Source organism: Cryobacterium psychrophilum (assembly GCF_004365915.1).
Taxonomy (GTDB): domain Bacteria; phylum Actinomycetota; class Actinomycetes; order Actinomycetales; family Microbacteriaceae; genus Cryobacterium; species Cryobacterium psychrophilum.
Map to the genome: position 1 here is coordinate 1861373 of NZ_SODI01000001.1, position 14564 is coordinate 1875936.

Sequence of the window (14564 nt, forward strand, 5' to 3'; positions counted from 1 at the left end):
CGAGCGGTGGAGCCGGGTTCATGGCGCTCCCCGAAGCAAGACTCACTGGTCAGCCCGGAGGCGTTATGGTCACGCGCGGTCCCTGCTCGGCGAACGCGGCTATTGCAGTGCACACTGCGCATCAGGACCAGACCTCGCTTCTGCTAATGATCGGCCTCGTTGCCGTTGCCGACCGGAGCCGCGAGTCATTTCAAGAATTCGACCCACACGCGTGGTTCGGCTCGGCGGCCAAGAAGGACGTCGATAGCTGAAGCTACTACAACTGGAAGGAGAGCAAACATGAATGCTGCCACCGAGTACCCGACGGGTGAAACAACTGCCGAGAGCACTGAGGCGCGTGACAATCTAGGGTACGCAATTCTTCATCTCATCGCTGGGTATGGCGTGCGAACGATCTTCGGGATCCCGGGAACGCACAACCTTGAGTTCTATCGGCATCTCGATCGCTTGGGTATTCACGCGGTCACTGCTCGTCACGAGCAGGGCGCGGGGTATGCGGCAGATGCGTGGGGAAAGCGCTCCCGCCTTCCGGGAGTCGTCATCGCTACCTCAGGCCCGGGCCTTCTGAACGTACTTTCGGCGGCCGGTACTGCCTATTGCGAGTCGCGTCCGATGATCGTGCTGGCTCCGGGTGCACCGCTCGGTAGTGAAAAAGCCGAGCTCGGCAATCTCCACGAGACTAAAGATCAGATTCAGGCAGCTGGTGGCGTCTTCGATGTAGCGCATCGTGTCACGAGCGCGAAAGAAGCCCTCGACGCGGTGCATGATGCGTTCGCACGGTTCAGCCTCACGCGCCCGCGCCCCATCTACATCGAGGTTCCACTCAACCTACTGGAGGCGAAGGTCGACGCCTCGTTTGCTATGGAAGCACCTCGGGAGATTACTCCCGTGCCAATGCCAGCGGCCGAGCAGCTGAGCGAGGTTGCTGATCTTCTAGCCCGCGCCAAGCGCCCACTCATCATCGCGGGTGGCGGTTCGATCGATGCCGGCGAGCAGCTTCAGTCAGTCGCTGAGCGGCTCAGCTCGCCGGTCTTCAGTACCCTCAACGGAAAAGGCGTGCTGCCAGAGAGCCACCCGCTGAGTCTCGGTGCAGAACTTCGCCTCGAAGCCTCGCTCGATTATGTGCGCGATGCCGATGTGCTCCTGGTCCTCGGCTCCAAGCTCGGAGTCGCAGAGCGCCGTGGCCGAGGTATCGAGGCGAACGGGAAGGTGATTCGCGTTGATATTCTTGACAGCCAGCGCGATCGGAATTTGCGGTCGGACTACGCACTTATTGGTGACACTCCGGCGATCCTTGCGGCGATCGACTGTGAGCTCAAACAGCGTGAGATTCAATCTGAGCCGCAGAATAGCGATGCGATGCGCAAGCGATTCGCAGCGGAAGCAGCCGAGTTTGATCCGATCTCCGATGCGCTTTCCGCGCGCATCGTGAGCGCGCTGCCGCACGGCGTGATGGTCAGCGGCGACTCGTCGCAGATCTTCTTTAACGGTGTTGGCAGCCGTCTGCAGCTCGAAGAGCCGTGCGCATTCATGTACATGGCGACGTACTGCACACTCGGCTACGCACTTCCGGCTGCGATTGGTGCGAAAATCGCAGATCCTCGTCGCCCCTCGGTCGCGATCGTCGGCGATGGCGCGCTCATGTTCTCCGTTCAAGAGCTGCAAACCGCAACCGAGCAGGGGCTCGATATCACGGTGATTTGCGTCGACAACGGCGGATATGGTGAAATTCGACAGAATGAGATCGACCGCAAAATCGTGCCCGTCGCCGTCAACCTGTCGCAGCCGAATTGGCCGCTGGTCGCAGAAGCGTTCGGGGGCAAAGGTTTCGCGGTGAAGTCCGAGGATCAGCTCGAGCAGACTATCCGCGACGCGATCGCCGCACCTGGTGTGACCCTCGTGCACGTTCCGGTAAACCTCTTCGGCGCCGCCCAGCCGTTAGCGGTATCCAACAGTCGGAAGTAGAAACCGGCCGCAAGATACCGCCTCGGCGACGACTCGAAATGGGCGTCGCCGAGGCGCGGTTAGGGCAACTTCAGCTAGGCAGCGGGCGCGCCGGCCCACGGAACAGGTAGGTGACTGTGCGAATCGAGGGCTGCTGCAACATGCAGCATACGCATAGCCCGTATCGAAGCCGCCGCGCGAGGACACGCCGTAGAGGGGGCGGAGCCGATTGCGGCGGCCACGACGGCGCCGCACAGGAGCAGTTCGGTCGAGTGGCGATTTCCGAATCCGCCGTTTGCAGCAGCGGCCTTGAAGGAATGGGGGCGCCTGGCCAAAGAGCGGGGTTTGGCCAAGGAAGGTCCGGTGGGCACCGGGCCCCACATCAGGATTTGATGGACGGTCGTTTATTCAGCGTTTACCGCGACCTCGAGTTCGGCTGGTCCTCGCCCGTAAGCGTTGCATAGGGTAAAAATTGGGCAAGCAGACGAGGCCTTGATGCACGCACGTATATTCAACGTTTATTGCGTCGAGACAGACCTAAGCGAGTCGAGGTGTTGCAATAACATGGGAAACGATATCGCAAGGAACTCCTGGTCAGACAGGGATTAGTCGAGGTTTTCGGCGTGTAGGTCGACAGGTCAAAAAGGGCGCGTCGCAACCCGGTTGCCGGGCGACCGTCGGGCTGCTCGACGTGGTCTTCGCCTCGCTGTTCGCGTGGCTGCTGCTCGGCGAGCAGCTCACATCCCTGCAGTTCCTCGGCGGGCTGCGTGACGGAGCTGGTTAGGCGTCTTTCAAAACCTCGTCTTGCGTGGCGTCCGCGGACGGGGTCGCGGGCTTGCCGCGCGTCTTGAGCAAGCTGGCGACCGTGGCCACGGCGACCGTGGCACCGATGAAGAGCAGCGAGAACCAGATCGGAATCTCCGGAGCCCACCCGACGCCCTCTCCGCCATTGATGAACGGGAGCTCGTTGATGTACAGGGCGTGGAAGACCAGTTTGATGCCGATGAACCCGAGGATGACGGCGAGGCCCTGGGCGAGGTAGACGAGGCGCGCCAGCAGGCCGCCGATCAGGAAGTACAGCTGACGCAGGCCCATCAGGGCGAAGACGTTAGCGGTGAAGACGATGTACGCCTCGCTCGTGAGGCCGTAAATTGCGGGAATCGAGTCGACGGCGAAGACCAGGTCGACGAAGCCGATGGCCACGATCGCGAGCAGCATCGGGGTGAGGAACCGTTTGCCGTTCAGCTTCACGGACAACTTGTCGTCGTGGTACTCCTCGGTGATGGGGAAAATGCGCCGCATGAACTTGATCACTCGCCCGTTGGCAGGATCGCTCTCCTCCGAATTGAACGCCTGTCGATAGGCCAGCAGGAGCAGCAGCGCGCCGAAGACGTAGAAGATCCAGGAGAAGTTCTCAATGAGGGTGGCGCCGACCGCGATGAAGATGCCGCGCAAGACGATCGCGATAATGATGCCGATCATCAGCACCTTCTGCTGGTATTCCTTCGGCACGGCAAAACCGCCCATCAGGATGAGAAACACGAAGAGGTTGTCAATCGACAGGGCTTTCTCCGTGAGGTATCCGGCGAAGTACTCACCGCCGAAGGTCCAGCCCGACACCAGGCCGATGCCGATGCCGAAGAGCAGCGCGAGGCTGATGTAAAACACTGACCAGCGGGCGGACTCAGCCACGGTAGGCACGTGCGGCTTGCGCACATGGGCGAAAAATTCGTATACGAAAAAGGCTATCGTGACGGCAATGGTGATGAGCCAGACGAGGGGGGTCGCATTCACAGGGGAACTCCACGGGGTCTACGGGGTCTACGGACTGGTTGACCAAAGTCTCATCCACCCTCATCGACAACAGCCGAAGAGGGCCAGCGGTCCGGAACGCGTCGATGCATTCGTGTTGACGAAGTCGCTGCTCGTGAATTACTCCCTTTGCAGCACTTAGAGTACCACCTCAATCTGATCCAGCGAGGAAAAGCAGAGGCTCACAGCCAGCTGGCAGGACATCAACTGGCTGCACATACTGCGGCTATCAGAATATATGTGCAGCGACGTCGCCGCCTGAAAAAGTACGGCCAGATCGACTGAGGGCAACAAGCGAGAACGCCTACCCCGGTCACCGGGGAGGCGTTCTCTGCGCTGGCTGGGCTGCGGATACCGCGTCGCGGCTACGCGGCCGGGCCCGGCCCGGCCACGCTTGCGGTCAGGGGTTTCCCTCCGGAGCGGCTGACGAAGCAGTAGTAGTTTCGTGCCGAGTCGGCCCACTGCTCTTCGGTGACCGGGTAGCTGCCCTGAACCTGAAGGTCGGGGTAGGCGCCGGCGGCCGCGAGGTCGAGCGCGCCGGGCGCGGTGCACAGGAGGTTCATCTGCGCGGCCAGGGCGGCTTCGCCGGGGAACGCTGCGTTGACGTCGCCGCCGAACGAGCCGCGATACACCAGCTGCGCGCCATGCGGAGCGGCACAATCGGAGACCGTGAACGTCTCCTCCCACGGCGACACGTACGGCTCAAGGCACTCGCCTCCGAACAGGGTGTTCCAGGCGTGTACTCCGGCCGGCTGCGCGGCCGTCACCTCGGGCGATGGCGTCGGGGTCGGGGTCGGGGTGGCCGACGGCGTGGGGGTCGCCGTGGGCGTCGCGAGGGCAACGGGGCCGCCTCCGCTCCCGAGCCTCTGACCCAATAGGAACAGGCCCACGAGGATGATGATGGCGACGATCACGGCGCCCACCCAGATCACCGTGCGGGTGGCGGTGCGAGCCGGGTCGCTCGATGCAGAGTGCCGGCTCGGAACGACGGGCTCTTCGGCATCGTCGGCAATCGGATCGGGCAACACGGTGGCCGCCGGGTCGCTGTGCTCCAGCGACTCCCCGGCCCGTGCGTCCGGCACGGACGCCTCACGGTCGTCGTTCCCCGCGCCAGAGAGAGCGGATGCGGGTGCCCCCTCCGCGCCGAGCGGGGCCGGTAATGCCGCGCCAAGCGGGGCCGGTAGTGCCGCGCCAAGTTCGAATTCTTGCGGGGTTTTCTGCGACTCGGGAGTCGTCCACCAGGGTTCGGGCTCGAGGTCCGCCTCCGTGCGGCGTGGGCTCTGCGGCACGACGGGTTCGATGGTCGGCGGCGCTTCAGGCACGTCGAGCACCGCAGGCACGTCAGGCACCGTGGGCACGTCGGCCGCGTGAGCGGCTGGCGAAACCTGGGACTCGTGAGCCACATCGGGCGCCGCAGGGGCTATCGGTGCAACAGGCACTTCGGGGGTGACGGGCAGGTCAGGCGCCATAGGCTCACGGGCACCGGGGTCGTGGGGAATTTCTGTGCGAGCGGACTCAGCCGACGCCGCGGAGACAGACGGAAGGTGGGGTAATTCGGGCTCCGGCAAAACGGGAACGGTGGATACATCGGACGCAGCCGGCTCCCGCTCATTCTGATCAACCCCGGGCAGGGACTCGGCGTAGGGCGCCTCAGTGGGCTCCGACGCGGCAGGCTCGGGCGCGACCAGCGCCTCGTCGTCGGCAGGTGACGAGGCGGGCATAGAGTGCGTCCCCGGCTCGTTCTGTCGTTCGCCGAACTGCGATGCCAACCAGTCGATGCCGTGATCGGACTCGTCGTCCTTGGGCACTAGTTCAGACCCAGGTCCTCAAGGGAGATGGCCGCGTAGTAGGGGTAGCCGGCGGCCTCAATGATCTCGCGCGCCCCCGTGTTGCGATCGACAACCACGGCGACGCCGGCGATGATCGCGCCCACCTTGAGCAACGCCTCAACAGCCGCGAGCGGCGATCCGCCGGTGGTCGAGGTGTCTTCCAGCACGATGACACGTTTGCCGGCGAGGTCCGGTCCTTCGACCTGACGACCACGGCCGTGGTCTTTCGGCTCCTTGCGCACGACGAAGGCGTCGTAGCTTTCGCCTCGGGCCGCACCCTGGTGCAGAACGGCAGCGGCAACGGGGTCGGCGCCCATGGTCATGCCGCCGACGGCGGAGACGTCGGGAATGTCCTTGATGAGGTCGAGCATCACCTGGCCGATGAGCGGTGCCACGCGATGATCGAGGCTCACGCGGCGCAGGTCGACGTAGTACGTCGCCGTCTTGCCGCTCGTGAGAACGAATTCTCCGTGAAAAACGGCCTCGGCCGAGATGAAATCGATGAGTTTCTGCCGCGTATCCTTCACAGAAACAACTTTAGGGCATCGAGCCACGCGGCCGGCGCTCGCAGCCGGTTGCCCGGCCAGGAGAACTGCGGCCGAGCACGCCCCAGGTCGCGTCAAGACGCGGCAGAACGGATGCCCACAGTCAGATGTGCTGAACCAGCAACACACAGGACGGGCGCGGCCCGCGGGCGGACTAGAAGATGCGAACGAGTGCGCGCTCGGGAACGCGACCGTAGCCGTCGCGGGCAACGGTACCGACGAGGGTAACGATCGAGGCGATGGAGATGGCAGCAAGAAGAACGAGAAGAGCGAACATGGTTATACCTTTCGACAAGAGGTGGCGGGTCAAAGTACGGAGGCGCCATTGCTCGTGATCGACGTTCCTAGTTCACCACTGAAAATCATGCAGCACAACCGCATTATTTGGCTGATACTGTGTAGCTTTGCTACATGGACGTACAGCGACTCGAACTTCTCAGGGAACTCGCCGAACGGCGCACCGTGACCGCGGTGGCGCGGGCAACACATCGCACCCCCTCCGCGGTCTCCCAACAGCTCAAGGTGCTCGAACGAGAGGCCGGCCTGCCGCTCACCGAGCGCAGCGGCCGCGGCCTCGTGCTCACCTCGGCCGGACGCGCCCTCGCGCGGAGCGCGAGCGACGTGGCCGTGGCTCTCGCGCGGGCGAATGCCCTCTGGGACGAGTTCCGCAACCTGGCCACCGGCGAGGTGAGCGTCGTCACGTTTCCGACCGCCGGGCAGATGCTGCTCCCCGGCGCCATTGCCGACCTCGCCGCCACGCCGGGACTCGTCGTCACGTGCACCGACCTCGATCCGGAGCTGAGCGACTTTCCCGCCCTCACCGCCGAATTCGACATCGTGCTCGCGCACACCATGCGCGGCCAGCCCTCCTGGGGTGGGCGAGGACTCACCGTGGTGCCGCTCATGACCGAACCGCTCGACGTGGGGCTGCCGGTGGGGCACCGGCTGGCCGGGCGGGCATCCGTGTCCGCCGGTGATGTGGCGAGCGAACCGTGGATCGGTGTACCAGGGGGCTACCCCTTCGAGCGCATTCTGCATGAGATCGAGCAGCAGTCCGGCGAACGGCTCACGGTGACGCAGCGCTTCGCGGACCTGCGGCTGATCGAGTCCTTCATCACCGCGGGGCTCGGCATCGCCCTGCTGCCCCGCTACACGTCGGCTGGGGACCAGCCCGGCCGGCTCGTGCTCAAGCCACTGCGCGGAGTGGATGCCGAACGGCAGATCGTGGCGCTCATGCGCCCCGATCGCGCCGAGCGCCTCGCCGTGCGCACTGTCGTGGACGTCCTGCGCGAGCAGGCCGCGCAGGTACAGTCGCAGCACGCCCACAGGCAGTAGCTTCCTCACCGGACCGGAGTGCATGGCGCGCCAGGAACGAACCTTCGCAGGGGCACTGTTACGGTCATCCGCCCACGATAATGACAGAAGGCGTGCGACCACGATCGAGCCGGGCCGCCGCCGAAGACCGCGCGGCCTGCGGCCCCGCCCTGCCCTGCCCTGCCCTGCCCTGCCCTGCCCAACGGATGGGCACATGATGAGCACTCCCACGAGGCCGACGCTCGAACGCCAGGCACGAGCGGGGCGGCTCACCTCTGGTGAGCCGCCCCGCTGCTACCGGACAGGCGGATGCCTACTCGTTCTGCGGGAACCCGAGGTTGATGCCTCCGTGGCTCGGGTCGAGCCACCGACTCGTCACGGCCTTCTCGCGGGTGAAGAAGTTGACCCCGGCGGGACCGTACGCCTTCGCGTCGCCGAACAGGGAGTTCTTCCAGCCGCCGAAGGAGTGGTACGCCACCGGAACGGGGATCGGTACGTTGATGCCGACCATGCCCACCTGCACCTCGTTCTGGAACCGGCGGGCGGCCCCACCGTCGTTGGTGAAGATCGCCGTGCCGTTGCCGTACGGGCTCGCATTGATGAGATCGAGGCCCTCGGTGTACGTGGCCACGCGCACGATGGAGAGCACCGGGCCGAAGATCTCATCGATGTAAACGGCCGAGTCGACACTGACGTTGTCGAACAGGGTCGGCCCCAGCCAGAAACCGTCGGCGGCGCCGTCGACCTCGATGCCGCGACCGTCAACGACGACCGTGGCCCCGTCGGCCGTGGCCACGTCGATGTAGCTCGCGACCTTGTCGCGGTGCACCTTCGTGATGAGCGGACCCATGTCGCAGCCGCGGGTGCCGTCGCCGACCTTCAGTCCCTTCATCCGCTCGGTGATCTTATTGATGAGTTCATCGGCGACGGGTTCGACCGCGACGATCACGCTGATGGCCATGCACCGCTCGCCAGCAGATCCGAATCCGGCGTTGACCGCGGCATCCGCTGTGAGGTCGAGGTCGGCGTCGGGCAGCACGAGCATGTGGTTCTTGGCCCCGCCGAGGGCCTGCACCCGCTTGCCGGCCTTCGCCGCGGTTTCGTAGATGTAGCGGGCGATGGGGGTCGAACCGACGAACGAGATCGCCTGCACGTCGGGGTTGACGAGCAGGGCGTCAACGGCTTCCTTGTCGCCGTGCACGACGTTGAACACGCCGGCCGGGAGTCCGGCCTCCGTGAACAGCTCGGCGAGCCAGTTGGCGGCCGAGGGGTCCTTCTCGCTCGGCTTGAGCACGACGGTGTTCCCGGCCGCAATCGCGATCGGGAAGTACCACAGCGGCACCATGGCCGGAAAGTTGAACGGGCTGATGATGCCGACAACACCGAGCGGCTGGCGCAGGGTGTAGACGTCGACGCCGGTCGAGACGTTCTCCGAGTAGTCACCCTTGGAGAGGTGCGGCATACCGAGCGCGAATTCGACGACCTCGAGCCCACGGATGATCTCCCCGAGGGCGTCGGCGGTCACCTTGCCGTGTTCAGCGGTGAGGATGTCGGCCAGGTCGCCCTTGCGTGCGTTGAGCAGCTCGCGAAAGTTGTACATGATGCTTTGGCGCCTGGCCTGGCTGGTATCGCGCCACAACGGGAACGCCGCCTGGGCGACCGCGACAGCAGCGTCGAGGTCGGCCGCGGTGGCCAGGGCGAGGTTCTTGGTGACCAGGCCAGTGGCGGGGTTGTACACCGGGGATGTGCGGGTGGAGCTGCCAGCGAAGGGCGCGCCATCGACCCAGTGGGCGAGGAGCGGTACTGCGGTGGTGACGACGGTGTCAGTCATGTGGATAGAACCTTTCTATTATTCCGTTGGTCAGGAGAGCAGGTCGAGGCTCAGCACCTCGTCGTAGATGGCAACGGCCTCGGCCACTTCGTCATCGGTCACGACACACGGCGGAACGACGTGAATGCGGTTCTCGATGAGGAACGGCAGAAGGCCCCGGGCCAGCAGCTCGGATTTGATGCGTGCCATCACAGCGGCGCCGACGGGCTCTCGGGTATCACGGTCGGCCACAAGTTCGAGGGCCCAGAACACGCCATCGCCGCGAACCTCTCCAATGATCCGGTGCGCCGCCTGCAACGCGGTCAGCGCCGGCGCCAGCACGTCGCGGCCGATGCGCGCCGCGTTCTCCACAATGCCCTCGTCCTCCATCGCATCGAGCGCCCCCACGATTGAGGCCATGGCCAGCGGATGCCCGCTGTACGTGAGTCCGCCGGGGAACACCGTCTCATCGAAGTCGGCGGCGATCGGATCGGAGATGATCACGCCGCCGGTGGGCACGTAGCCGGAGTTGACGCCCTTGGCGAAGGTGATCAGGTCGGGGACAACGTCGTAGGCCTCGAACGCGAACCACCGGCCCGTGCGGCCGAAGCCGCACATGACCTCGTCGAAGATGAGCATGATGCCGTACTTGTCGCACAGTGCGCGCACACCGGCGAGGTAGCCCGTCGGCGGCAGCATGATGCCGGCCGTACCCGGCACGGACTCGAGCATTATGGCGGCGACCGAAGCGGGGCCCTCGCTCTGGATCACCCGCTCGAGGTGGTGCAGCGCGCGAGCGCACTCCTCCTGTTCGGTCGTGGCCCAGAACTCGCTGCGGTAGAGAAAGGGCCCGAAGAAGTGCACGTGCCCGCGAGCGTACTCATTGGGGATGCGACGCCAGTCTCCGGTCGCGACGATGGCCGAACCGGTGTTGCCGTGGTAGGACTTGTACAGCGAGAGCACCTTGTCGCGGCCGGTGTGCAGGCGGGCCATTCTGATGGCGTTCTCATTCGCATCCGCTCCCCCGTTGGTGAAGAAGACCTTGTTGAACCCCTCGGGGGCACGGTCGGTAATGCGCTTGGCCGCTTCGCCACGGGCCAGGTTGGCTGTGGCGGGAGAAATCGTCGTCAGAGTTTGAGCCTGTTCGGTGATCGCCCGAATAACGGCCGGATGCTGGTGGCCGATATTCACATTCACCAGCTGACTCGAGAAATCGAGATAGCTGCGCCCATCGAAATCCCACACCCGACAGCCGAGGCCGCCGGCGATCACGAGCGGCTTCAGCGCCGCTTGTGCCGACCAGGAATGGAAGACGTGCGCGCGATCGAGTTCAGTGGTGCGCTCGGTCAGCCCGACCTGCGCGGTGCCGGATGCGGTGGTGTCGTTCACAAATATCGCTTCTTTCGGTTGAGATGTACTGGTTGCGAGCAAAGGTGGGGGAAGAATTTGTGGGGGTGGCCGGGCAGCGGATACCGCCGCCCGGCCCGTCAAACGGTGCAGGCCAATCGGTGTGGGCTAGTTGCCGCCCTTGTTCAAGGTGACGTCGATCGGGGTCCAGTCGGTCCCCATCACGTCGACCCCGTCGGCGGTCAGCTCGTCGAGCGCCTGCTGCACGTACGTGTTCGAGAACGCGGTCGCCGGGGGGTCTGCCGTGATGATGGTGGCGCCGGTTTCGTTCTTCGTGTTCATGGCGATGTCGACCGTGTTCGCCCAGGCTGCTTCGTCGATCAGGCCGACGCCGTTGGTCGACGGGAAGATCAGCTTGCTGACTTCGTTGGTCATCCACAGCTGGTGGCTCGCGCCGAGGGAAGACCCGGCGGCAGTGACGATGCCGGCAGCTTCCTCGGCGTTGTTCGCGGCGTAGATCCAGCCGCGGATCGAGGCCTTGATGAACTTCACGGTGTTGTCGGCGTAGTCCGAGTCGCTGGAGAGCTTGTCGGTGTTGGCCCAAATTGCATCCTGAAGCATCGCGGTGCCCTCGTCATTCCAGTCGATGACGTTGAGGTCTTCAGGCTGGTAAAGGTTGCCGGTGGCGGGGTTTTCGGTCTCGAGCACCTGCGCGTACTCGTTGTACGTCATCGCCTGCGCCGCATCGATGTCGCCGGAGAGGAACGCGTTCATGTCGAAGGCCTGCTGGATCAGCGAGAGATCGTCAACGCCAACGCCGGCCTGCTGCATGCCGGCGAAAAGCTCCCATTCGTTGCCGAAGCCCCAGCTGCCCACGTTCTTGCCCTTGAGGTCGGCGGCTGTGGTGATGTTCTTGTCCTTGAACGAAATCTGCGTGGTGGCGCTGCGCTCGAAGATCTGCGCGACGTCGGTGATGTTGGCACCCTGTTCGATCGAGCCGAGCACCTTGGGCACCCAGGAGATGGCGTAGTCGACGTCGCCGGCCGCGAGCACGTCTTGCGGAACGATGTCCGGGCCACCTTCTTCGATGGTGACGTCGAGGCCCTCGTCCTCGTAGTACCCCTGGTCGACGGCCGCGTAGTAGCCGGCGAACTGCGCCTGGGCCACCCACTGCAGTTGCAGGGTGATCGGGGTGAGGCCCCCTGAGGCGCCGTCGGTCCCGTTGTCCGTCGAGTCAGCGGAGCTGCATCCGCTGAGAACGAGCACGCCGAGTGCAGCCATTGTTCCGAAAGTGCCGAGCCGTGTAGTGCTGAGTTTCATGATTCATCGCCTTCTCTAGTGCTGGTGTACAGAAAGGAAGTAGTGCGGTGCTGTGATGCTGCCCGTCGGCTGCTGCCGACGGGACGTCTATCCGGGGCGGCGGTTGACCAGCTTCTCGACGCCGACCGCTGCCGAGAAGAACACCAGGCCGAGAATGATCGAACCGAGCACGTATGCCCAGGCCAGGCCATAGTTGCTGCTCGCGGCGGCCGAGGTGATGGACTTACCGAGACCGCCGACCGGGCCGCCGAAGTACTCGGCGATGAGTGCCGAGATCACCGCGAGCGACGATGCGATCCGCAGCCCCGTGAACACAAACGGAAGCGCGGTGGGCAGGGTAACCACCCGGGTCGCCTGCCAGCTGGAGACGGCATAGGAGCGCATGAGGTCCCGGTGCACCGGGCGTACCTGGCGCAGGCCCTTGAGCGTGTTGAAATACACTGGGACGAACACGGCGAGCGCCGCGACGAGCTGACGTGCCGTCTCGGCTCCGGCCCCGAACATTGTGTACAGCACCGGGGCAAGCGCGACGATGGGCACAACCGACAGGGCGCCGACCACGGGAACGGCCATCTGGTCGAACACGCGGGCCAGGGCGGACACGATCGCCAGTAGGATGCCGAGGGCGGCACCGGTGAGCAGGCCGACGAGGGCGTTTCGGCCGGTGACCGACATGCCGTTCAGAACGTTCTGCAGGTTGGAGGCGAATTCCGCACCGATCGTGAACGGCGCCGGCATAATGAACGCCTCGATCGCGAACCCGGTGACGAGGGCCTGCCAGAGCAGGATCACCCCCGTGCCGAAGACGAGAGGCGCGAGCACCATCTGCACCACGCGCGGCTGGGTGTCTCTCATCGGGTTTCGACCCCGCGGGTACCCTGCGGGGTGCTCGGGGTCTCGTCGCCGTAAAGCAGGTCACGAACCTGGCTGAGTGCACGAAAGAAGCCCTCGTCTTCGCGCAAGTCTTCGCCGCGCCCGCTCATATCGCCGAGACCAACGTTGACGACCTCGCGGATACGTCCGGGGCGCGGTGACATGACCACCACCCGGTCGGAGAGGAAGACGGCCTCGGGAATGGAGTGCGTCACGAACACGACCGCGGCCTTGGTCTCGGCGCAGATGCGCACCAGCTCGCTCTGCATCCGCTCGCGGGTCATCTCGTCGAGGGCGCCGAAGGGTTCGTCCATGAGCAGCAGACTCGGGCTTTCGGCCAGGGAACGGGCGATCGCGACGCGTTGTTGCATACCGCCGGAGAGCTGATCGGGGTAGTTGCCGGAGAAATCACCCAGGCTGACCAACTCGATGAGTTCTGCCGCCCTGGCGCGCCGCGCGGCCCTGCCCACGCCGTGCAGTTCGAGCGGCAACTCGATATTGCCCGCGACCGTGCGCCACGGCAACAGCCCGGCCTGCTGAAACGCGATGCCGTAGTCCTGGTCGATGCGGGCCTGCCTCGCCGGCTTGCCGAAGACCTCGATACTCCCGCTTGTGGGCGTGTCGAGGTCAGCGATGAGGCGCAGCAGGGTGCTCTTGCCACAGCCGCTCGGCCCGATCAATGACACGAATTCGCCGGGAGCGACCGTGAGGCTCACGTTGTCGAGCGCGGTGACGCCGTCACCCTTGCGCGCGGCAAAGACCCGGCTCACCCCCACAACCTCAACGGCTGGCGCTGGTGTGTTCACGTCTGGAGTATTAATTGGTGCGGTGGTACTCATGCTGGAGACTCTCCTCTGCGAAAACGACGAAGAAACAGTCCGATCAGGCCGACAAAACCGGCGGCGACCAGCCCGACAAGGATCGACCCGAATATGGGGGCCCATGGTTTACCAGGGTCGCCGCCGGACGAACCGGCGTACTCCACGATCAGGCGGCCGATGCCGCCGCGAAGCCCGATGGAGACCTCGGCGACGACGCTTCCGATGACGGCGCTCACCGCGGCAAGCCGCAGGGCGGGCAGCAGGTACCCGACGCTCGCCGGCAGGCGCAGCCGCCACAGTGTCTTCCACCAGCCGACCGAGTAGCAGTGCATGAGGTCGACGTGGTTGGCATCCGGCGCTTCGAGACCGCGCAGCGCACCAATCGACACCGGGAAGAAGGCGAGGTAGCTTGCGATCAACGCCACCGACATCCAGCTCTCCCACGAGAAGTCACCAAAGTTGATCTGCGCGCCCCACCGCCGCACGAGGGGTGCGATCGCGATGAGCGGCACCGTCTGGCTCAGGATAATCCAGGGCAGAATCGCCGATTCGACCAGGCGAAAACGCTGCATCAACAGCGCGAGGACCATACCAACGGTGACGCCGACGAGCCAGCCAACGGACGCGATGCCCAGGGTGAACAGGGACGCCGATGCGACGGCTTGCCACAAAGGCACCGCGACCGTGGCCCCCGTCTCCGGTTCGAACAGGCGAGCGAGCATCACCCAGAGGTGTGGCATCGCGAGGTCGCTCGTGCGCGGCAGCACGGTGAGGGTGCCGATGACGACACCATCGGCCGGGCCCAGGAACTTGTACAGCTCCCAGCCCAGGGCGAGGGCGAGAACGCCCAGCACCCCGAAGACAGCTCCTCCCCATTGCGCGGGCGGCCCGAACCGCGCTCGGTGCGCGGGCGACAATTGAGTCATGCGGGGCTCCCTTCGTGACTCGC

Annotated in this window: 13 protein-coding genes; 3 read left to right on the forward strand and 10 right to left on the reverse strand. The window is 65.0% G+C overall.

The annotated features are described in order from the left end of the window. The first annotated feature begins 20 nt into the window (after positions 1 to 20). Both EDD25_RS18365 and EDD25_RS08710 read left to right on the forward strand, forming a co-directional pair. Positions 21 to 251 (forward strand): thiamine pyrophosphate-binding protein, encoded by a 231-nt coding sequence (locus tag EDD25_RS18365; RefSeq protein WP_424948538.1) that lies wholly within the window; start codon positions 21 to 23, stop codon positions 249 to 251. Positions 252 to 279: 28 nt separating this feature from the next. Then, positions 280 to 1965 (forward strand): thiamine pyrophosphate-binding protein, encoded by a 1686-nt coding sequence (locus tag EDD25_RS08710; protein ID WP_134172926.1) that lies wholly within the window; start codon positions 280 to 282, stop codon positions 1963 to 1965. A gap of 759 nt (positions 1966 to 2724) precedes the next feature. Here EDD25_RS08710 and EDD25_RS08715 read toward each other — a convergent pair. The 4 genes from EDD25_RS08715 to EDD25_RS18190 form a co-directional block, all read right to left on the reverse strand. After that, positions 2725 to 3738 (reverse strand): TerC family protein, encoded by a 1014-nt coding sequence (locus tag EDD25_RS08715; protein ID WP_134172927.1) that lies wholly within the window; start codon positions 3736 to 3738, stop codon positions 2725 to 2727. Between the two features lie 383 nt (positions 3739 to 4121). Continuing rightward, entirely contained in the window at positions 4122 to 5564 is a 1443-nt protein-coding gene (locus EDD25_RS18185; protein WP_134172928.1) for a hypothetical protein, read from the reverse strand. Next, positions 5564 to 6112 (reverse strand): orotate phosphoribosyltransferase, encoded by a 549-nt coding sequence (gene pyrE / locus EDD25_RS08725; RefSeq protein WP_134172929.1) that lies wholly within the window; start codon positions 6110 to 6112, stop codon positions 5564 to 5566. Before pyrE ends, EDD25_RS18185 begins: the two co-directional genes overlap by 1 nt. A gap of 172 nt (positions 6113 to 6284) precedes the next feature. Next, positions 6285 to 6407, reverse strand: a complete 123-nt coding sequence (locus EDD25_RS18190; protein WP_277871698.1) for a hypothetical protein — start codon at positions 6405 to 6407, stop codon at positions 6285 to 6287. A 134-nt stretch (positions 6408 to 6541) separates the two neighbouring features. Here EDD25_RS18190 and EDD25_RS08730 point away from each other — a divergent pair, with 134 nt between their 5' ends. After that, positions 6542 to 7465, forward strand: coding sequence for a LysR family transcriptional regulator (locus EDD25_RS08730; RefSeq protein ID WP_134172930.1), 924 nt, complete (start codon positions 6542 to 6544; stop codon positions 7463 to 7465). 292 nt (positions 7466 to 7757) lie between these two features. Here the strand turns inward: EDD25_RS08730 and EDD25_RS08735 are convergent, their stop codons facing one another. The 6 genes from EDD25_RS08735 to EDD25_RS08760 form a co-directional block, all read right to left on the reverse strand. Then, positions 7758 to 9275 carry a CoA-acylating methylmalonate-semialdehyde dehydrogenase gene (locus tag EDD25_RS08735; RefSeq protein WP_134172931.1) on the reverse strand — a complete coding sequence of 506 codons (1518 nt, stop codon included), beginning with the start codon at positions 9273 to 9275 and terminating at the stop codon, positions 7758 to 7760. Between the two features lie 30 nt (positions 9276 to 9305). After that, on the reverse strand, positions 9306 to 10643 hold the full coding sequence (locus EDD25_RS08740; protein WP_175183018.1) for an aspartate aminotransferase family protein: 1338 nt from the start codon (positions 10641 to 10643) through the stop codon (positions 9306 to 9308). Between the two features lie 126 nt (positions 10644 to 10769). Further along, positions 10770 to 11921 (reverse strand): ABC transporter substrate-binding protein, encoded by a 1152-nt coding sequence (locus tag EDD25_RS08745; protein ID WP_134172932.1) that lies wholly within the window; start codon positions 11919 to 11921, stop codon positions 10770 to 10772. Positions 11922 to 12008: 87 nt separating this feature from the next. After that, a complete protein-coding gene (locus tag EDD25_RS08750) occupies positions 12009 to 12776 on the reverse strand; it encodes an ABC transporter permease (protein WP_134172933.1) in 768 nt (255 codons plus the stop codon). Then, positions 12773 to 13633, reverse strand: coding sequence for an ABC transporter ATP-binding protein (locus tag EDD25_RS08755; protein ID WP_134172934.1), 861 nt, complete (start codon positions 13631 to 13633; stop codon positions 12773 to 12775). Before EDD25_RS08755 ends, EDD25_RS08750 begins: the two co-directional genes overlap by 4 nt. Continuing rightward, on the reverse strand, positions 13630 to 14541 hold the full coding sequence (locus tag EDD25_RS08760) for an ABC transporter permease (protein ID WP_134172935.1): 912 nt from the start codon (positions 14539 to 14541) through the stop codon (positions 13630 to 13632). The genes EDD25_RS08755 and EDD25_RS08760 overlap by 4 nt, the downstream gene beginning before the upstream one ends. Positions 14542 to 14564: the final 23 nt, after the last annotated feature.